At 56.1% G+C, this 19,897-nt stretch carries 15 protein-coding genes and 3 pseudogenes; 4 read left to right on the forward strand and 14 right to left on the reverse strand.

Annotated elements, in window-relative coordinates; genetic code table 11:
- The 10 genes and pseudogenes from AC0L3U_RS30390 to AC0L3U_RS30435 form a co-directional block, all read right to left on the reverse strand.
- Window positions 1–2,067 (reverse strand): annotated as a pseudogene (locus AC0L3U_RS30390) (hypothetical protein); the annotation flags it as partial.
- Between the two features lie 678 nt (window positions 2,068–2,745).
- Window positions 2,746–3,528: a YdcF family protein gene (locus AC0L3U_RS30395; RefSeq protein ID WP_473364280.1), complete on the reverse strand. Its 783-nt coding sequence runs from the start codon at window positions 3,526–3,528 to the stop codon at window positions 2,746–2,748.
- A gap of 72 nt (window positions 3,529–3,600) precedes the next feature.
- Window positions 3,601–4,881, reverse strand: a complete 1,281-nt coding sequence (locus AC0L3U_RS30400; protein WP_157234066.1) for a hypothetical protein — start codon at window positions 4,879–4,881, stop codon at window positions 3,601–3,603.
- Window positions 4,882–5,521: 640 nt separating this feature from the next.
- Window positions 5,522–6,559, reverse strand: a complete 1,038-nt coding sequence (locus AC0L3U_RS30405; RefSeq protein ID WP_473294100.1) for a hypothetical protein — start codon at window positions 6,557–6,559, stop codon at window positions 5,522–5,524.
- A 223-nt stretch (window positions 6,560–6,782) separates the two neighbouring features.
- Window positions 6,783–7,445, reverse strand: coding sequence for a class I SAM-dependent methyltransferase (locus AC0L3U_RS30410; protein WP_007606852.1), 663 nt, complete (start codon window positions 7,443–7,445; stop codon window positions 6,783–6,785).
- A gap of 31 nt (window positions 7,446–7,476) precedes the next feature.
- Complete coding sequence (locus AC0L3U_RS30415; RefSeq protein ID WP_456765688.1) at window positions 7,477–8,592, reverse strand: acyltransferase family protein; 1,116 nt, start codon at window positions 8,590–8,592, stop codon at window positions 7,477–7,479.
- Window positions 8,593–8,678: 86 nt separating this feature from the next.
- Window positions 8,679–10,136 carry an oligosaccharide flippase family protein gene (locus tag AC0L3U_RS30420; protein ID WP_007606850.1) on the reverse strand — a complete coding sequence of 486 codons (1,458 nt, stop codon included), beginning with the start codon at window positions 10,134–10,136 and terminating at the stop codon, window positions 8,679–8,681.
- 48 nt (window positions 10,137–10,184) lie between these two features.
- Window positions 10,185–11,462, reverse strand: coding sequence for a UDP-N-acetyl-D-mannosamine dehydrogenase (wecC, locus tag AC0L3U_RS30425; RefSeq protein ID WP_007606849.1), 1,278 nt, complete (start codon window positions 11,460–11,462; stop codon window positions 10,185–10,187).
- Complete coding sequence (gene wecB / locus AC0L3U_RS30430) at window positions 11,455–12,573, reverse strand: non-hydrolyzing UDP-N-acetylglucosamine 2-epimerase (protein ID WP_473364281.1); 1,119 nt, start codon at window positions 12,571–12,573, stop codon at window positions 11,455–11,457. Before wecB ends, wecC begins: the two co-directional genes overlap by 8 nt.
- 13 nt (window positions 12,574–12,586) lie before the next feature.
- Window positions 12,587–13,354, reverse strand: a complete 768-nt coding sequence (locus AC0L3U_RS30435) for a WecB/TagA/CpsF family glycosyltransferase (protein ID WP_473294099.1) — start codon at window positions 13,352–13,354, stop codon at window positions 12,587–12,589.
- A 139-nt stretch (window positions 13,355–13,493) separates the two neighbouring features.
- Between AC0L3U_RS30435 and AC0L3U_RS30440 the strand changes: the two genes are divergently transcribed.
- From AC0L3U_RS30440 to AC0L3U_RS30450, 3 genes and pseudogenes are all read left to right on the forward strand, one after another.
- On the forward strand, window positions 13,494–14,456 hold the full coding sequence (locus tag AC0L3U_RS30440) for a glycosyltransferase family 2 protein (RefSeq protein WP_456765690.1): 963 nt from the start codon (window positions 13,494–13,496) through the stop codon (window positions 14,454–14,456).
- A 54-nt stretch (window positions 14,457–14,510) separates the two neighbouring features.
- Window positions 14,511–14,681: pseudogene (locus AC0L3U_RS30445) on the forward strand (IS481 family transposase); the annotation flags it as partial.
- A pseudogene (locus AC0L3U_RS30450) lies at window positions 14,682–14,821 on the forward strand (IS481 family transposase); the annotation flags it as partial.
- Between the two features lie 19 nt (window positions 14,822–14,840).
- On the opposite strand, the gene AC0L3U_RS30455 reads toward AC0L3U_RS30450, so the two are convergent.
- Complete coding sequence (locus AC0L3U_RS30455) at window positions 14,841–15,983, reverse strand: hypothetical protein (RefSeq protein ID WP_473294098.1); 1,143 nt, start codon at window positions 15,981–15,983, stop codon at window positions 14,841–14,843.
- Window positions 15,984–16,441: 458 nt separating this feature from the next.
- On the opposite strand from AC0L3U_RS30455, the gene AC0L3U_RS30460 reads away from it, so the two are divergent.
- Window positions 16,442–17,479 carry a glycosyltransferase family 2 protein gene (locus AC0L3U_RS30460; protein WP_473364282.1) on the forward strand — a complete coding sequence of 346 codons (1,038 nt, stop codon included), beginning with the start codon at window positions 16,442–16,444 and terminating at the stop codon, window positions 17,477–17,479.
- A 58-nt stretch (window positions 17,480–17,537) separates the two neighbouring features.
- Here the strand turns inward: AC0L3U_RS30460 and AC0L3U_RS30465 are convergent, their stop codons facing one another.
- From AC0L3U_RS30465 to AC0L3U_RS30475, 3 genes are all read right to left on the reverse strand, one after another.
- Complete coding sequence (locus AC0L3U_RS30465; protein WP_473294096.1) at window positions 17,538–18,443, reverse strand: polysaccharide deacetylase family protein; 906 nt, start codon at window positions 18,441–18,443, stop codon at window positions 17,538–17,540.
- A 164-nt stretch (window positions 18,444–18,607) separates the two neighbouring features.
- Window positions 18,608–19,054 carry a hypothetical protein gene (locus AC0L3U_RS30470; RefSeq protein WP_035973830.1) on the reverse strand — a complete coding sequence of 149 codons (447 nt, stop codon included), beginning with the start codon at window positions 19,052–19,054 and terminating at the stop codon, window positions 18,608–18,610.
- A gap of 4 nt (window positions 19,055–19,058) precedes the next feature.
- A complete protein-coding gene (locus AC0L3U_RS30475) occupies window positions 19,059–19,895 on the reverse strand; it encodes a hypothetical protein (RefSeq protein WP_007606841.1) in 837 nt (278 codons plus the stop codon).
- Between the last annotated feature and the right edge of the window lie 2 nt (window positions 19,896–19,897).

A 19,897-nucleotide genomic window follows, 5' to 3' on the forward strand; every position in this document is an offset into this window, starting at 1 on the left:
CGTGTTGTCGTTGGTGATGTGGTCGCCGACAACACCGCTGTCGGTCGTGAACGAAGCGATCGTCGGCGCCGCAGGCGGGGTCGGGCTCGAGGTTCCGGATCCGGCAATGACCGCGCTCACCGCCTGAGAAGGCGCGCTGACATAGCCGAAAAAGTTGTTTGCCTTTGCCGTCAGGCTATGCGTCCCGGCAGATAGCGTCGCCGTAAAAGTCCAGGCACCGGATGAATCGGTGTCGATCAGACCGATCTGCGTCGCGCCATCAAAAATCTGTATGGTATAACCGCTAATCCAGGAACCAGAGCTCGCCTGCCCCTTTAGCGTGACTGCGTCCCCACTCACTGTCTCACTCGTGACAGTTACGGTCGGCACCAACGTCGAATGTGTCACAACAGGTCTTGCGGAGTTCGTCTGAGCCCCGACAGGTGCGGTTGGCGAAGGTGTGATGTTCTGGAAATACAGCCCACCCGTCTCCATATTGGTGTTGTTGTAGTACTTGGCATTGGGGGAATAAGTCGGATCGGAGAAGAAGCTTTCGTTGCCGAAAGTGCCCCCTCGCGTATCGGCGAAATTATCGTGGATCAGCACGGTTCCAGCCAGACTCGATCCCCCATTGACCGTCGTCATGACGCCGACGTTGGAGCCCGGAAGGGCTATGATCGTATTATAAGCCAGTTCCGCGCTCGTGACCGTCGAACCGTTGTCATTGAGCATGAAGCCCTGTGTACCGTCCGAATTTGACACGACGGTTTGGTACACAGTGTTGTACATGATGGTTTCAGTGAAGGGATTGCTCCCCATTGTCTGAAGCCAATCGGGATGCGCATTAACGTTCCCGTTGTCATTCAGCACATTGTACTTGATGGTGACCTGCCCACCACCCTGTGCCTGGATAAAATCGGAATAGGCATTCTTGAGCAGCGTATACTCAACGGTGAGGCCCGACGTACTTGTGTAAATGAGACCGTTGTTGAGCTGATCCGACTGCATATTGCCGTCGATGACGCAATTCTTGACCGTCAGATTTGAAGAGCCGTTGTCTCCGTAGATCGTGAAATTGCTGTTTGATCCAATCTTGAAGTTGGAATTGGAAATCGTCGTATTCGCAGCCTGCGTGATGACGGACCAACCGCCGGCGAGCGAGAAGTCGTAACCGTCAAGCGTGACGTTGCCCCCCGTGACCGTGACCTGATGGAGCGAGGAGTTAACTGAAACCCCAGCCATTTTTATTGTTGAAGGGTCCTTCAGGACGGTGCCCGCGGTAATGCCGACGGCATAGTCGACGCCGGCCACTTCCCAGGAAGGGCGCACAGTGTAGCCGTCCAATATTCCAGCCAATTGCGGGCCTCCGCCAGGCGCTCCAGCAGAACCATCGCCAACCAGCGGAGGATCGACGATCAACGTGCCACCGTGACCGTCGCTCGATGCCGCGAAGTTCGCCAGCGAATAGTTGCCCAGCAACTCAATACTGGCGGTATGCGTGCCGTCGCTGACCGTGAGTATGCCAGGCGAGTTGTTGCCGGTGTAACTGATCTGCGCGTTTGCGCCAGCTGTGACGTCCGCAAGATCAATGACATCGCCGATAGCAAGTTGACCGGCAATTTTGCCGCTGAATGTCGAGGAATCGTCGATCTTGAGGGTGCCGGTCGCTCCGTCGAATGCGACGGCACCCGAGAATGAAGACGAGAGCTCCAGAGTGCCACCGTCCGAGACCACGGCAAGCTGAGCGCCGGCATCCGCGGACGCACCTCCGCTACCAGCGACCTCCACCGTCGGGGCCAAGGAATGAGCGGGCGTATCGACGATCGTGACATCGCTCGGCGAACCCGAGCCCACCTCGCTATTCGCGTCCGACCGCAAACCTACCCCTTGGTCAAGCTCGGCCGTATGCCCGTGATGAAACACGTCGCGATGAAGAGACTGGGCGATTGCCATCCGAGATGCAGCACCCGTCGATCGGATGGCCATCAATGCGTCAGCCGCCGCGGCTTCAATCGACGCGATGATATCTGAAGAGCTGTGGCGCTCGGCATGATCAAACTGCACGGATGGATGCGTTTTGCGAGTCAAATTTGGCCCCTTTGTTCACGCACGTTTGGAATTCCCGCCTCAGCCGCTCAAGTTGCGCACCCCTGCGCTTTAAACCTGATGAGCTGTTACCCCAAACCCAACTCCTCGACTGATCCTCGGTCTGGTCTTTTTTAAGACGATTTCTAGGACTTCCTACGAAACGTGCCGGTGAATATTTCGCACAACTGAATCATTGAACGAAGTAAAAAAGGACAACAACGCCGCCAATCCGCCACGCTTGCTAAAAGCGCCTAAGCGAAATAGGTTCTTTTTTACAGAACGGCCGAATTAAATGGGTTTTTAAATCTACTTTAAATAAGACAGCTGCTTGAAGGTGTCGTCCGCTGAGAAATCGGCCGACTAGTGGAAAATGCCTCGATTCAGCCCCATCACGAATCAGAGCATACGGGCGCTCGCACAGGTGATTGGTCAATGTTGATGATTCAAATCGTCGCAGGCATCCAACGCTCTTCATGGGAGCTGCCGAGAGGGCAATCATTGATTTTATAGATCTCGACGCGCCGCCCCTTGTTGACGCTCAATATGGAGATCGCCCAAGTGATGCGGTGGACGAGGAAGGCGCCAAACACACAAACAGACGCCTCAACCAGCGCCGGCCCGACTAAGCGTGAGAGCCAGCCCCAGCCTGGGCGCCCCCCTAATTGCACGGATTGGCCCTCATCGTGCAAACCACTCATCGGACCGACCTGACAACCGATAGATCAGCAATCCCAACCATTCGTGGACGGCGATATCGACACGTCGCAAATTGTCCGTGGCCGTGTCTTCCGGCACCCACATCTCCTGCCAGCCATGGGTCCGCGACCCCACCGAGAAGGCGAACACATCAAAGCCAACCTTTCGGAAGGCACCGATCGCTCGTGGCATATGGTAGGAGGAGGTTACAAGGAGCCAATTCGATCCAGGCCGTGGATTGATGAGGTGCGCCGTATACCGCGCGTTCTCCGCTGTCGTCAGCGAATTCCCTTCGACCAGAATGCGATCCGCCGCAATTCCGAACGAAATGAAGTACTGCTTGACGACCGATGCCTCACTTGGGCCGTCGACGCCATCTGTCCCGCCAGAGAAGATGATCTTAGCCGCTGGGTATCTTTTGGCCAAGGCAACCATGACCGCCATCGGCTCTGTATCGTCTCGGAGAACGATGGTGCTGAGATAGCCGTGGCTTTGTGAGTCATACGATCCGCCAAGCACAATGATCCCATCGACCTGCTCGCGAGGAAGCGTCATCTCCGGGAATCGCTGCTCGAGAGGCGTCAGGAGCATATTTCCGATCGGTGACAAGCCTCCGGCCGCCAAGACAGCCAGAGACAGTGCGGCAAACAGCATCGCGCTTCGGCGGCGAAAAGTAAGCAGGATCAGCGCCAGCACTGCGAAGGAGGCAATGACATTAGAAGGGACAAGAAAGAAGCCAATCAACTTCGAGAACGTAAAGTGCATCGCGACATCCTTTCAAACCATTGCGGGCGCACCCTCACGAAGCTCGCAACGATCTGACTTGTACGAGAGTTCTCAGGACGCCAAACCGGAGCGGCGAGGATCAATCAAGCGATTCAATTCAGTCAAATGCGCCTTCAGGCCAATCAGGAGGCCGGTCAAAATCCAACCGGATCCCCATATGTGCACGGTGAATGCAATGTAGAGAGTGAGAAAAAGCACGATCCCAACGATCGTTGCGAGCTTCTTCTCGGTCGGCGTCAGGTGTTGCCCACGACTCCCAATTGGAGCGGCCCCCATCAACGAAAGCCCGACCAGCACAGCCCCAGGATAGCCAGACTGGATCGACAGCACGAGCCATAAAGAATCGATGGAATGGTCTATCTCATCCGGGAGCTTACCAAACCCAAGCCCGAACCAGGGCGATTGTGACACGTAAAGAGTGACCATGTGCCAAGTCCATTCGCGGTAATAGCCGGACTCGGGCGAGAAGGTCAGGTTCGAGATTATGAACCCGACGGGATTATTGCTGATCACGAACGCAGCGCTAACCGCAAGTATACCTATCGCGACCAGAACCAGCCAGCGGCCAGCCATACGTGAAAACATCGAATTGTAGGCAAGCAGAATGAACCCGATAATCATCACCTGAAGCGGTGCCGACGAAAAGGCCAGGACGGCTCCGAGCCCGCACGCCCCAATGACGAAGAACCGCCCGGGGACAGGGACCGAGGCCGCGATAAGTATGCCGATCGTGGAGATAAAGCCAAACAGAATAGGATGCTCGATTGTTCCTGTCGCCCTCAGCAAACCAAGGCGATAGGCGTCGTCCCAGGAATCGATGCTATGCATCGGGCCTGCGATTGCGGCGGCCAGATCGTGCGCGAACCGATGGTTAGTCACAGGATCGAGCGCCCCGACGAGCGCAACCACTGCAATTGCTCGACAAAGCAGGTTGGCTAAAGCCAGCGCATGACCGCGCTCAGACAACAGAATTCTGGTCGCCATGTAGGCGACGCCAAACTCAAGAATTGTGGGGCCGGCATGATTGAGCGCCGATACCGGATCGTCGACGTTGGCGGGTCCATAGACCAGCCAGAACCCGGCTAGGAGGACAAGAAGATCCGATAGCACGAATCTGTAGCGTCCAGCCGATGCCTTCTGTAGTCCCTTCACAATCAGGATCGGCGCCAGCAACAGACAGAGCAGCCTAACGACAGTCAGCCTCAGCCCGAATATATAGAAAGAAAGTTCCTCAGGCAGGAACAGGCCGACGACAATTGCAGTGACCATGAACGGAAGCGCAGACGCGCGCCCCGAAATCGAGGCCGGTTGCCTGCCCGGAAGATGGGTCACGACTGCGGACGCCGACGGTCTCATTTCACTCGATATCCGCGGTTAACGGTATCCCCCTCGTAGCCCTAGAATATCACGTGAGGGGACGACATCGTCAAATTTAATCGGTAGAGTCGTTTAAATAATATCATTAATACTGCTTCTCCAGCCGACAATGTGTTTGCCTCCAAGGAGCCTCGAAGCAGTCGGCGCCAATGAGCGCGCAAACTGTCGAGCGTGGCCCGGAAAAACATGTTCCGACGTGTTAAATAGGCGTTTTCCATCCGGCCGCCGGAGACCTTGCATCCAAGTATCTGCCGATCCTGGAGCTGCTTTGCCAACGCCCTTGTCCACGAACATAATGTCTTTGCCGCGCGACTATCCCGCTAAATGGATCCCGCATGACCGCTGGCAATACACGCTAACCGCTGACAGCCCTCCTCAGGTTCAACGATCGCTTCGGGATCATTGCCGCGGTGAAACTGTAACGTTACTTCCGTCGAGACGCCTACCCGCTCCCGTCGAGAGAACCACTGCAGGAGCCCGGCCTCCGGGTTTCGGCAGCAGGATTTGCAACCGGCGGCCCGATTGGCAGATTAGTGCCAATCGTGAGGCCGTAACCCAGCGCCTTTGTACAACGCGTGGGCAACTCTATGGCGCTCTAGAAGCGTTGTCCGGATCTCAAGAGGGTGTTGCCGCTCTTACGGTACCCTTGGCCCGGCGACGGGGTCGTCGAAATGACCCCGATCATATTCGTCAGATCCGCAAAGTTATCGTGGACATAGGCGTCCGCTATCGTGCCTTTGACCTGAGATACCCGGAAAAAGGTGCTCCCCCTAAGTCCCCCGACGGCTGTATTCGACGCGGTATTGTACGCAACTTCCGGTCCATTCATCACTTGCGTGCCTGACCCGAGTTGCGTCTCCAGGTCGATGAAACTGCTCGGACTCGCTTTGGTCGCAACCATATGAACGTAGGTGTTGAATAGGATCTTTATGTTGTTGGCCCTGCCGTCACCCGCGAATTGTATCGCATCGGCGTGAGCGCCGGCTTCATAGCCCATGGTGTCGAATAGATTGAAGCGCGCATCGATATCGGACGTCGCCAAGTCGATGAAATCATTCTGCGCACTATGTAACCAGTTATACCTCCAGAAGGACGTTACGCCGGTTCGCAAAAAGGCCAGGCAACCGAAGACTGTTTCCCCTGCCGAGCCCAGCCCGTCGATCTCGCAATATTTAACTGTCAACGGGCCGGTATCTATGTCGATACAGAGGTTTTGAAGCCTGGAGTTCGAGATCGTTAGATTGGCATGGCCGTTGCTTCGAATTTGCCACCAACCTCCCATCGTAAAATCGTAACCATCGAGGACAACGTCGTCAGCTTCGAGCCGCAGCACGATCGGGTTCGTTCCCGAACGAGAGGCTACATTCGGCATGATGCTTGCCGGATCCTTCAACTTGACACCAGCACTTACCCCCACGCGATAATCCACCCCGGCGACGGGCCAGGGTGGACGGACCGGATACGGCGAAATTCCGTTCAAGCTGGTGAAATATGTTGGATATTGCGCTACCCCGGCCGGCGCATCCTGGCTGCCAGAATCCGCGACCGATGGGACAGCCGTTTCATTCGACGATAAGGCAGTCGCAGCTCGCACGATTGCAGGTGCCGCGATCAGGTTGATCAAACCCGTCAAGACGCTTCGTCTAATGATACGCGAACCGTCCATAACGGGGATCCTTCAAAGCCAATGTTCGCTATCCTGACCGGGCCAGAGCGATAACCCGATGACCGACGGAGTTGCTCTCTGCCAGATCGCAGGTGGCAACTCAAGCGTTAGTGAAAGAGACGCTGCCATAGCTTCTCGGAGCAGAACGAACGATCAAACGCAAATCAAACAACGAAGCCTAGCGCAGACCTTACCTTGCGGGCTTCCAAGCCACCGGCGGTTGCGAAATCTGACCGGCGGTTTGCTGACCAAGCATGATGTATTGCTTTGCCAAATGATGCTGCAAACCGCCCAGGGAAAGCATATTCATCAACCTCGCCCGCGGGCCTTGCATTCCGGACATCAAACCTGCGATCACCGTCAAACTTGCATCGTTGAGAAGCTTCACCGCCGAACTCTCGACGAAGAACCTGAGATGCGTACGGTCGAGGATACCGGAATCCTGATAGGTGAAACGTCGCGTCAGCAGGAGTGGCAGCGAGACACTCAGATGCGCAATATTTGGCACTGAAACGATGATATGCCCTCCGGGGACCAGAAGGCTCGAGAGCTTCCGAAGCACTCCGACCGAGTCGGTCAGATGTTCGAGCACGTCAAGGAGCAAGATCAGATCGTAAGTTTTCAGTGCGGGCAGGACATCTTCAATCGGACCGATAAGTGCGACATCCACGTTCTGTGTCAGCTCGTCGCGCAGATCCGAATTTAGTTCGACCGCCGTAGTCTCTGCGCCTGGATACTGGGCCTTTAGCCACTTCAGCGTGCCCCCCGCCCCCGCGCCCACCTCGAGTATCCTAGTCGGATTAGGTGGCAATAGCGGTTCAATCTCACGCCGAACAAAGTGATAGTAATCCATGCTTCAAACTCGCCTTACGAGGGCACCAGGACTAATGCTCATCGATTTGCCTCTGCTGCGAGAGCCTCACATAGGTCGCGTTGATGCCTCGCGTCAGCCAAACGGCCACGGCCCCCTTTTGCGCGAGAGCTCTCTCCTCCACGAAATGCCAGGAAACAACGGCCAGGACTACCGTTATCGGCATGGACATCGCGACCATCATGACCGGCGTGCTCTTGACGTAAAGAGACGCAATGATCTGCTCGACGGGAAAAGCGTAAATATACATACCGTAGGAGTAATCACCTAGTCGGTTATATGCAAACAATAGTCGGCATTTCAGAAAGCCGATGTAGAAAATGGTGTACGACCACGACACGACAAACAACTCGTGAAACCACGGTCGACCGTAGGAGATGGCCGTCACCAACGCCAATAAAGTGACGATGAGAAGCCGCAACTGCATTCGATCACGAAACTGGAAGATCGTCATGCCCGCGACGAAGGGTAAGGACAGCAGATGCAGATTTCGAAGGATTGTGATGTGCGGGTAGTCTTCCCGGATTAGTGGGATGCTCGCAATATACCAGAAGGCGTAAACGGCCAGAAACAGCGCATAGCGACGCCAATTGGAGGTGAGGCCCGCGAGACCCACGACCGTGAGCATGATGTAGCAAAGCACCTCGTAGACAAGCGTCCAAAGCGACCCGTTGATCGCTACGGGATACGGATTCTCTACGAATACGCCGGGCAAACCGAATTGCAGCGGCCAGAGAGCAAGATTTCTCGGTATGTACAGGAACGTCTCTTGATCCGACAGATACCGGGCTAATCCAATCTTGGTGGTTGCTGGACCGAGTATAAGCGCGGTGAGTACCAGCACGCAAAGCAGACCCGGGTAAATTCGCAATGCCCTCGCGGTCGCGAAGTGTACGAAACTTCGCCGATTGTGGAAGCTCAGGGAAATAAAATATCCGGAAATAGCAAAGAACGTCAGTACAGCGAGCGTGCCCAACGTCATTCGAAGGGCTGTCTCAAGAGGCTCCGACGTCCCGGGACCGAACGAGAGCGGATAGGCGTGCGAGATCAAGACCGCACCGGCGGCGATCATTCTCAGAACGTTGAAGCTGTTGTCCCTGCCTTCGGTGACGCTTGACTGCAACAACATCGATTGATGGCCTCATGGTACCTTACGCGGAGTACCGATCATCCGCAAAGATTAGGGATTCGAATGCTTAATCCAACGCCGATCCTCTATGTTTGAACAGACCGGCGCCGCACGAGCCAGTCGCCAATAGCGTTAGAAAGCGCCCCGCGAAGACTGCGGTTGGTGTGCAATTCGAACCACACTTGCGAACCAATAAGTCCGAGCCCCAGCAGAAAGAGCATTCCGCGCGCCGGCCACGTCGGATCCGGTTCAAGCGCAAGAAAAGCGGCAAGCGTGGCTGGCACAAAGATGGCTGATATCACGTCCCGCATGACCACCGCCGGCCCTCGGCGAGACTGCTTGTCGCCCAGTGATGCAAAGAAGACCAAGAAAGAGATGAACTCCCCGATTGCTATGCCCACGAGCATGGACTCCAGACGCGGCCAAATAGCTATGCAGCCTGCCGCGAAAAGCAATCCGAAGCCAGACGACAAGTTCAAGACCGCGAGCTGCTTCGTACGGCCACCCGCCAAGAGAAGTGAAGTTGGTGCGCCCGAGCGCTGAAGTCTCAGGCAAGCGATCAGCACGAAGAGGACATGAGCCAGCGCGCTGATCGCAAAGGACTTCCCGTATATGAGCGGGATAATTCCGTCGAGAGTTAGCACCATCCAGAGCGCGTAAAGACTTGTTATAACTGAATAGACGCCTTGTAAGACGCGATAGCGTTCCTGCCGGAGTGCCACATTAGCATTATCGGCGAGCAGAAATGAAAACCCAGGCCCGCCGAGAACGTTCACGATCAAGTGCGTCGGAATCACGCTCATACTGAACATGACAGCGTATGTGCCTAGCTCCCTCACACCGAACCAATATCCGACCAGGACGCGGTCGAGTTGGGACATGATGGCGAGACCAATCCCATTGAGCGTCAGAGGGAGTCCGAACGCGAGAGCTTGTCGTAGCTTGGTCTTGTTAAAGCGAACCCGGTATGGAGAACGCGCAAGCGCATGAGACAGGCCAACATAAACCGTCCATTGGAACGCCATGCTTACGATGATCGCCCAATGATTGCGCAGCGTTGCCGCAGCGAAAAGTAGAACGACAACCGAGGTGAGGTTGGCCACGACTTGGGCAATGGTGTCCGGGCCATAATTATAGGTCCGCTGAATTTGTTTGGTACTCAAGTGACCAAACGACCCAATCATCGAGATGCAGGCTGCCCAGGCAAAACTCGATGAGAAATCGGGCACCCCGAACAGCCGAGCGGATAATGGCGAACAGACCACGAGCAAGATTGTAAGCAAGACGCCATTGGTTAACGACAACAGGTGTGCCGTCGCCAGCGCTCGCGCCGATCCATTGATCATGACGAAACGGTCCAGCGCAACGTCGGTCGCAAGGCCGCCAAGACTCAAGACGACGCCAATCGCAATCGCCGTCCCGAACTCGTCCGGCGCAAGCAATCTCGATAGGATAATATTGCCGACAAACCGCGAGCCGAACACGACTAGCGGCGCCAGGCCACCGACGAAGACACGTTCCGTCCACGTCCTAAGCAATGTCACGCGCGTCTTTCCATACCCTGCGATTCGGTGCGCGGTGAACGCTTCGTTTCACCGAGACGCACCCGAGCTCCTATCGGGCATATCCTGCCAAATCCCGCGCATATCGATAACTGCGAGGTGGCGGCGCTCAGCGAGAGGAACGAGCTTGAAATCGTCGTGATCGACCAGGACGATCGCTACATCGCACGTCTTGATGGCTTCATTGAGGTCGGTCAGGGTGGCACCGTGCTTGGAAATACTCGCGGGCAGTTCGCGAATATTCGGTTCGACGATTTTCACGCGACCTCCATAACGCTCGGCGAGCTGATGCGCCACTTCCAGGGCCGGGCTTTCCCTGAGATCGTCTACGTTCGCCTTGAATGCCAAGCCGCAACACGCCACGTTCGCGTAAGGATGCTCCTCGATCAGGGCCATGGCTCGCTCCACGGTCCATGAGATCTTTGAATCATTGACTTCACGGCTCGTCTTAATGAGGCGCGCGAGATCGGGCGCCGAGTCGACGATGAACCAGGGATCGATCGCGATGCAGTGCCCGCCCACTCCAGGACCGGGGCGCAGGACATTAACGCGGGGATGGCGATTGGCGAGATCGATGACCTCCCAAACATTAATTTTGTAACGATCACAGATCAGGGAGAGCTCGTTTGCAAACGCAATATTCGTATCGCGGAACGCATTTTCAGTCAGTTTGACCATTTCTGCGGCACGGGCACTGGTCGGAACGCACGCACCTCTCACGAACGTTTTGTAGAACCGCTGCGCTCTTCGGGCGCAATGAGGCGTCACGCCTCCAATGCATCGATCATTGTGGACCAGTTCGGTTAGGATTCGTCCGGGCAAGACGCGCTCCGGGCAATAGGCCACCGAGATTGCCTGTTCGTCCCCATCGGCCAAACCGATTTTCAGGTCGGGCCGAAGATCGGTGATCCGCTTTGCAACGGCTTCGGTTGTCCCGATCGGCACGGTTGATTCCAGAATCACCAGATTGCCAGGGCGTATAACTCCGGCAATACTCTCCACAGCGCTCATCACGCTTTTGAGGTCTGCTCGCTTTTCCTCGTCGATGGGTGTGGGGACCGCGATCATGAAGACGTCTGCGTTTGGCGGATCTTTTGCAACCCTTAGAGATCCCGCCGTCACAACCTTTTGAACGAGACCTTCCAGGTCGGGCTCTGCGATGTGGATCGAACCCGAGGCGACGGTCTTGACCACACGCTCGTTGACGTCGACACCCACGACCTGCATGCCACGGCTGGCAATGACAGCGGCCGTGGGCAAACCGATATATCCCAACCCGACCACGACAATATTCTGAAACTCAGCCATTTAGCATTACCTTCACAATTCGCGTGCTGGCGTGACCATCCCCGAACGGATTATGCGCACGCGACATTTCCGAATAGTGGGACGGATCATCAAGTAGTGAGAATGTCTCGGCGACAATCCGGTCGCGGCTGGTCCCGACGAGCCGGGCGGTCCCGGCCAGCACACCCTCTGGGCGCTCCGTAGTATCGCGCATGACGAGGACCGGTTTTCCGAGCGAGGGGGCCTCCTCCTGGATACCACCGGAGTCTGTCAACACGATATGAGCCATGGAAAGCAGACCGACAAAGTCGGCGTACTCCTGCGGCTCGATGATTTCGGCGCGTGGATGCCCCGACAATCGGCCCTGCAGAACATTTCGAACATTCGGGTTGAGATGCATGGGCAGAATCAGCATCACGTCTTCTCGCTCGAGAATTCGCTCAAGAGCATCAGCGATGCAATCCATCCCCTGGCCAAAATTCTCGCGCCGGTGCGTGGTCACGAGAACGATACGTCGGCTGCCTCGCCGCTTTTTGAGATCATCCCAACGTCGCGACAGCTGCGGATCGGCCTCGACGAATGCCTTGGTCGCCACCAGCGCATCGACAATCGTATTGCCCGTAACGTGGATCCTGTCCGCAGGAATATTCTCCTTTAGCAACACGTCGGCAGCGAGCCTAGTCGGGGCGAAATGCTGATCCGCGATCGTTCCGATGATCTTTCGGTTCACCTCTTCGGGCCAAGGAGCATAAATGTTACCGCTGCGAAGACCCGCTTCGACATGCGCAACGGGAATGCGCCGATAGTAGGCCGCCAGGGAACCCATCATTGCGGTGGCCGTATCCCCCTGCACGACCACCCGATCGGGGCGGACCCGGTCGAGCGCTTCGCCAACGGAAAGCAAGATCCTGCTGCTCAACTCGTCCAAGGTCTGATTTTTCTTCATCAGATCGAGGTCGATGTCGGGAACGATCTTCACGAGGCGCAACACCTGGTCCAGCATCTCGCGATGCTGGGCCGTCACGCACACCGTCACATCAATCGCGCCGAGGGCCTGAAGCTCCTTTACGACGGGAAAGAGTTTGATGGCTTCAGGCCGCGTCCCAAACAAGACAAATATTCGCTTCGTCACGCGCGACGCCTCCTCAACCAGAACGAGACAGTCGACCAGGGCCAATGCTTTGCTGGCTGAGGAAGGCGCGAACCAGTATTGCCGCGAACATGACGTTGGTCTTGGTGTATCGCCACCACATTCGACGCGGCTCCTGATAGACCCGATAGAGCCATTCAAGTCCCATTGACTGCATGAGAGGCGGGGCTCGCCGCACATGTCCCGCGATGACGTCGAGCGAGCCCCCAACGCCCATAATAAACGGCACAGAGAGCCGGTCCTTATGTGCGGAAAGAAACCGCTCCTTGCGTGGCGTCGGCATAGCGATGAACAGACAGTCGGCCTTGCTGTCGATAATCTGCTGGACGACCTCTTCCTCTTGATCGGTACGGAAGTAGCCATCCCTCGAGCCGGCGATCTGGAGCGACGGAAACTGCTTCTCAATGACACCGGCAGCACGATGCAAGACATCAGGGGTCGCACCCAGCAGGAATGGCCGGAACCCGTCGCGCGCGCAAACCGAGAGCACCTGCCAGCATAGATCGATGCCGGTGACACGCTCCTGGACCGGAACCCCGAGCATCCGGAGCGCGAGGACGATGCCCATGCCGTCGATGCCGATCAGGTCGCTGCCCAGCACGTCTGAACGGAGGATGTTATCCGAACGCATATTTACGAATTTTGCGACGTTCAACGCGACATGATGGAGGCGCCGCCGATCGCGCATTGCCTCCTGCACTCGCTCGACGGTTTCGGTCATGGTTAAAATGTCGACGGAACATCCCAGCAGATCTGCCCGCATGCTAGGCTCCTAAATCGATTAAAAAACGCGCCGTTGGCGCACCAACTGATTTCAATAATAATCCGTGCTCATTTATTTAATTATATTATTATCTTGTCAACAGCGATAATAATTTTTCGGTTAAAATTGATAGCAGGCCTTGAATGCCCACGTTTTGGATGGTGCCCGGAGAAAGCAGACGATGAAGCCCCCTAAACCCTCTATCTCCGTCATCATTCCTCACCTCAACCAGCCTGACCAACTGGCGGCATGTCTTGCAAGCCTGAGTGCGCAAAGCCTGGATCGAACCTCATTCGAAATCATCGTCGTCGATAACGGCTCCGCCTCGCTTCCTTGGCAGGTCATCGAGCGATATCCGGGAACTCTTCTTCTACAAGAAGCCAAACCCGGTCCCGGACCGGCTCGCAATAGGGGGGTTGACGCCGCCAGCGGCGAGATACTTGCTTTCATTGATGCTGATTGCCGCGCGCACAAGGATTGGCTCGGGTGCGCCTTCGAAACCTTGGACCGGGCGCCAGCGCAAACAATTTTAGGCGGCGACGTGAGGATATGGCGAGAGCCAAATCTGCCGATTACCGCTCTCGAAGCGTATGAAAGCGTGTTCGCGTACCGCTTCAAGCTCTACATCGAGCAGCACGGGTTTTGCGGCACCGGCAATTTGGTCGTCAGAAGATCGGATTTTGGGCGGATCGGCCCGTTTCGTGGAATTGATATCGCCGAAGATATCGACTGGGGACAACGCGCCTGTTCTGCCGGGTACACGTTCAACTACGTTTCCGGTATGATTGTCTTTCATCCGGCCCGAGAAACTCTGCACGAACTGCTTGTCAAATGGGATCGGCATATCCAGCACGCGGTAAACGCCGGAAGACACACAGCAAAATGGCAAGCTTTATGGCTGTTGCGAGCTGCAGCCGTACTGCTCTCCCCCGCCCTCGATTGGGTCAAGATTTTTGCCAGCGACCGCGTCGACGGTGTAATGGCGAAGGCGAAGGCTCTACTGGTGCTGGTAATCGTGCGGGCATACCGGGCGTACAAGATGCTCCACCTCCTGATTTCGCGCAGAGAGGTCGAATGGAATCGCAAGCCCCACCATGGCTAGGTGTCTGGTCGTGGGGGAAACCAGCCAAGCTGATCCCTCATTCCGGGAGGAGTTATGGGACAGATACTTCACGGCAGCGCCACGACCACGCACGCCAACCGAGCGGCAATACAGCTATCGAAAGCTCCGCTCAAAGATCTAGCCGCCCGGCACGCCCTTAATCAGAAAACAGTCTCCAAGTGGCGCAAGCGGACCTTTGTTCACGATGCGCCGATGGGTCCGAAGATCGACGGCTACAACCTCGCCAAGCGGCTGAAGACACTACGCGGCCTCACACCCTACGAGGCCATCTGTACAGCTTGGGTAACGAGCCAGACCGCTTTCGGCTCGATCCCATCCACTTGACCTCGGAACTGAACACCTAGTCCTAGAACGACAGGCATATTAGGTCTGGTTAGCCCGTGTGAAAGCTGCATGATGTGTCAATTCCGGCAGGTCAGAACGACTTCCAAACGACCAGAGAATCCAACCAAGCTCATAGCTTCGACACTCGAGGCGAAGTTCAATTTCTGAAGGATCAATCAGCGAGGCGTCGTGCTGGAGTAACGCATTGCTAATCGAACGCATGACTCTCGGCCCCTTTGATTTCAGTTCCCCTCGTCGAACTTGCGAGCGGATGCTCAAGTGCAAGTCGGGCACAAGCATCGACTTGGAGAGCTGGTTTTGGCCCAGGACCCACCGAAATCCCTTGCAGATCGCATCGCGCGCCTCTTGTACGCCGTGTTGCTCGGCCATTTCAAGAAACGCCGGAGCCATACCGTATTGGTGAACCGAGTACACCTCGTAGAAGTCGAGCACCCTTCCGCTTGCTGCATCGAAGAACCACGGCCATTCGCCAGCTGGGCCCTGAAGGCCGATCAGCTTTCGGGTGGTCGCGTTGGCGATCTCTATGAGCCGGCTGTCATTTGTCAGCTCGCCATAAGTGTAGCAAGCAAGAAGCAGATAAGTTTGGGTCGCAAAAGACGCAAACCGACGCCTTGGTCCCTGAGCCGCGTCGAAAAATAGACCTGATGGCGAATGGTATCGATCACGCAAAAATTGAACCAGCTCAGCAGCCCTCGACGTCCACTTTCTATCGATCTTCGCTTGCGCCACCACACCGGCGATGATCATGCCAAGATCTTGCGCACGAAAGGACCGCCACTGGTTCCGGTCGGCAACGAGCCCTTCAATATGGCGAAGAATATCGTCGGGCAACGCCACGCCTAGCTCCGCTGAAGTCCAGAGTGCCACGCCTAACGCGTATTTGGAAACGGGGAGCGCCTTCAACTGTCGCGCATTGCGCAAGAAGATCTCGCGCAGGTTAACGTGAGCGGGGACTGATGGTACTCGCGTCATCCCAAGGAGCACATTGAGAGTATAGAATACATCGCTTTGAGGAACCGATTCATTTGGCTCGCTGCGCCCGTCCAAATGATAGATATGAGACCAGCGACCGCTTTCGCCGAACCAGCATCGATCCAGACCTTTCAGGGCATAATCCACCAGCGGAGAATTTGCCGGTGTCAAAGCATCTCGGACATTCATAATGGACCCGCTAAAAATTAACGATATTGATTGCGTCGACCTCTTGCACATCGATTATTTAGCCGACTTATCCGAAAAGGCAAATCAAGCGAGGCATTTTACTGATACATCGCAATTGCTCAGGCTCGTATCGGCGCCCCGCCGTTCTGGCGCGATGCCCACAGGAGCCGGTTGGTCATGCTGTGGGCGAGGGGGCAAGTCCCGAACGTACGTTTACCAGCACTTCAAGCAAGCGCGACGCAAAGATTGTTCACGGCACGGCGCGGTCCTACAAAGCCAGTTCACCCCCTGCGCGGGACGCCGCAAAGAGTCGGAACAGGAGTTGCAGTTCGGTGAAATATCTCTCTAATGCCGATGATCCAGACGCCCAGATGTCTCCATCCGGCGTTCCTGGCATCGGCTTGCATTGGCTCTAACGCATCAATCTGTTCTCGATAGGATTCTTTGAGTGAAGGTAAATGGCCCTGGATCAGCACCGCATTGCGATCATCATTGTAGGCTTCCGCAACCCCGAAGACGTACGGGCTTGCCTCGCCGCGCTGTCGCGCTCGACGGATGAACCGCACTTTGACGTCTTCATTTGCGAGAACGGCGGAGATGAAGCGTTCGTTCTGCTGTGCGACACACTGATCGGGCCGGGAGGGCCCTGCACCAGAGGCTCGGATCCGCCCCCGGAAGCACCGCCGGCCGTTCCTTCCCGACAGATCGAGATCGCCCGGTTTGCGCTCAAGGGGCGCAGCACCCGTGTGTGGGTTGGCTGCGCAACGCAAAACTTGGGGTACGCCGGAGGCACCAACGTCTGGATTCATCGCGTGTTGCCAAATCCAGAGTGGGATGGAGTATGGGTGCTCAATCCGGACTCGGAACCCGAACCGGACGCTTTAAAAGCTCTGGTGGATCGCTCTTCGGCTGGCAACAAGGGGATGGTCGGCAGCACTATCGTGCCTGATGTCCACAGCACGTATGTTCATTGCCGCGCCGGTCATCGATGGCGCAAGTTTCGAGCAGATCTCGCGCTGATCGGCCTCGGAGAGCCCATCAACACTCCTGTGGACCTCAAGTCGATAGAGGCTGATCTCGACTGCATCGCGGGTGGATCGATGTATGTTACGAGGCGCTGCCTCGAGGACATTGGCCCCATGGATGAACGCTTCTTCCTATTCTACGAGGACGCCGATTGGTCAAAGCGAGCAAAAAAGCACGGTCTTGGATACGCGCCGGACTCGATTGTACCGCACAAAGGGGGCACGACAATCGGATCGGCCCGTCGTCGAGCACAAAGATCCTACCTTTCGGTCTACCTTGAAAGCCGCAATAATCTCACTTTCGTCCGGATGCACTGGCCCCGCTACGTTTTGCTAGCAGGATTGTTTGGTTGCATTCACGCGATGATGTATCTCGTCGCGCGCTCGCCAAGAAACTTCGAAGCGGCTGCGAGAGGTTTGTTCGCGGGGATACGAGGCGAAACAGGCCAGCCGCAGTTTCACGATAAGTGAATACGTTCGCCACGTTCGCTGCAGCGATATGAGAGGGACACGGGTTTCGGCGCCCCATTCATCGGGACGTGACTTGGTCGCGCGCCCCCCCACCCTTCATTGATCCCAAGAACCGCTTGAGTGGGGTTGTCAATCTCGTCCACTGATAGGCGCCGTTGAACTTCAAAAAGAACTCCAGCGGGCCATCGGACGGATCCACCTTTGTCCGTCCACGCAACATATCAGGAGCCGTTGTATCGATCTCTTGCGAAGATATTGAGTACACCGTTTCATAGCCGGCCGCCCTACAATCGGCGAGCATACCAACGTCATACTCTCCGTAGGGAAATGAGAAATCGAGAATTGGTCCCCTGTTCAATTGCATCAATCGAACTTTCGAGTCCTCAAGCTCCTCCCGCAGCTGCTTCCGACCGAGAGATGGCATTAACGGATGGCTTATCGTATGTGACCCGAGCGAGACCAGCGAGGCACTAAGAGCCTGCAATTGCTCGCGGGACATAACCACCTCCTGGGCCTCCGAACTTCCGCCGGTACCGATTGCGCCTTCGATCTCGTTCATAACCCATCCCGGCGCGCGCCCAAGCCAGCCCACGGGTACGAATATGGTGGAGTGGAACGCATACTCAGCAAGCTTGGGAAGGGCATTTTGGGCGACGCTGACGAACGCGTCGTCGAACGTGATTGCAACGCATTTCTTGCCTTCAGGGAGGGGGCCGCGGTGTGAGGCCGGCACCACCTGGGCTCTGCGGTGAAGAGCATCAATCTGACGCTCGAACGCTGGCCGGTCTTCAGCCGAGATACCGTGGTAGTAAAGTACGGTAAGGCGCTGCGCGGACGACCGCCCCAAGATGAAACGCAAGATCGTGCGACCAGCATAATAACTCAGGCTGATCAGGATCTTCACGTACCGGCGAAATTCTATCGCTCTCATCGTGCGGCACTTAAGAAATTGATGAAAGTTCATGCTACTCCATATCATGAGATCAGTAAAAAGATTGCTCCAACCGCCTGGAATTAGGCTCCGAGTCAAAAAATAAGGGAGGTCAATTGTCCTGGAAGTAAGCTTTAACACTCTTCAGCCGCGCGCGCCGGAGGGGCCGTCAAACCGAGGCATCTGACGCTCATACCTCAGGTCGGCTCGAGCGAACGCAGCATGCTCCATGGCAATTGGTCCGTCTCACAAGAGGCAACGACAGCGAGGACGGGGGGAACCCGGGACACGAAGCCGAGTTCGCGAAGAAACCTGAACCAGATATAGTTGACAACCGTCAGGTAGACTGGTTGGTCCGAGTAGACCACTCTTCTGAACACAAAATACGTACGACCGTTCAGCTCGTTCAACCTGCGAATGAGATCCGCCTCGTGGCCAAGCGGCGAGACCCTGGCTACCCGCAAATGGCACGAGGGTGATCTTGCATCCACGATATGCATGTATTCGAGGTTCTCGTCGCTGACGACGACTTCAAACTTCTGCTCGGCCAGAAACACAGCAATCGCATTTTGTATCTCGACCGGATCTTCCGGCTTCAACATCAATTTCCACCCGATCGTCAGCGGGATCAAAACGATGAGCATCCACTTAAGCGCGGGAGAATATGTCACGTCTAACGCCTAGCATGCTGATTGCAGCGACGAGGATCAGAATAATGACGTTCACAGCCAACTCGGATAGCGGGCTGTGAAGCATCGCGTAATGCGCGTAGCTCAGCCCCATGAGGCTCATACGAAGGACGTTCACTGCGATGACGCATGCGCATACAAGTCCGCACCAGAGGATGTCTTGCGGGCGCCTTCTGTGGCCTGTCATTTCGCTGATCGCGATCCAACACAGCAGGCCGAGCGATACATTTGCGAGCGACGAACACGACGGGAAGATCGCGAGTGTTCCCGAGTGATCAGCAAACTCGACCATATTGGCGTGCCGATCCGTTCCCAGCATCCATCCGACAAGCCACGCATCGATTGCCAGCACATATTTTGCGAACATATCAAAGATGAGGCGGCTCCACAGCATAGGAACCGTGGTGGCCAGGAGAATGACTGCCCCGCGACGCAATGGTTCGGATACCTGCTGGGTCGACAACACGTAGATGCTCAGCATGGCAACAGCGATCCAACTAGCCGCGCCAATGGGAAGTGCGATGACCAGCAAGAGAATGGCCGCAAGGGCAACGTCGACGGCACGCGCCAGCTCAGTTCTGTCGGACAGGACCAGCGAAATTCCTGCAAAGCATGCCGCGATAACCACGGCGCTCACATCGAACGTGCCCAAAACGGCATCCTGCCATCCGATCCGATGCACCGACGAAATGGCTTTCGCGGCCAAGCCGTTGATGCAACCGATTATGAATACCCCCGCATAGAGCTCGCCGCGGGTCGGGCAATATTTCAAGATGGCGGTCATATCTTCAGCCATTT

Source organism: Bradyrhizobium sp. Kon69 (assembly GCF_055807515.1).

What these genes read in the sequence shown, in the direction of transcription:
- AC0L3U_RS30465 (WP_473294096.1), bottom strand. Translation starts at nt 18,443, where the DNA reads ATGAACTTTCATCAATTTCTTAAGTGCCGCACGATGAGAGCGATAGAA.
- AC0L3U_RS30435 (WP_473294099.1), bottom strand. Translation starts at nt 13,354, where the DNA reads ATGCGGGCAGATCTGCTGGGATGTTCCGTCGACATTTTAACCATGACC.
- AC0L3U_RS30475 (WP_007606841.1), bottom strand. Translation starts at nt 19,895, where the DNA reads ATGGCTGAAGATATGACCGCCATCTTGAAATATTGCCCGACCCGCGGC.
- AC0L3U_RS30415 (WP_456765688.1), bottom strand. Translation starts at nt 8,592, where the DNA reads ATGTTGTTGCAGTCAAGCGTCACCGAAGGCAGGGACAACAGCTTCAAC.
- AC0L3U_RS30455 (WP_473294098.1), bottom strand. Translation starts at nt 15,983, where the DNA reads ATGAATGTCCGAGATGCTTTGACACCGGCAAATTCTCCGCTGGTGGAT.
- AC0L3U_RS30395 (WP_473364280.1), bottom strand. Translation starts at nt 3,528, where the DNA reads ATGCACTTTACGTTCTCGAAGTTGATTGGCTTCTTTCTTGTCCCTTCT.
- AC0L3U_RS30410 (WP_007606852.1), bottom strand. Translation starts at nt 7,445, where the DNA reads ATGGATTACTATCACTTTGTTCGGCGTGAGATTGAACCGCTATTGCCA.
- wecC (WP_007606849.1), bottom strand. Translation starts at nt 11,462, where the DNA reads ATGGCTGAGTTTCAGAATATTGTCGTGGTCGGGTTGGGATATATCGGT.
- AC0L3U_RS30470 (WP_035973830.1), bottom strand. Translation starts at nt 19,054, where the DNA reads ATGCTCATCGTTTTGATCCCGCTGACGATCGGGTGGAAATTGATGTTG.
- AC0L3U_RS30460 (WP_473364282.1), top strand. Translation starts at nt 16,442, where the DNA reads ATGGCCCTGGATCAGCACCGCATTGCGATCATCATTGTAGGCTTCCGC.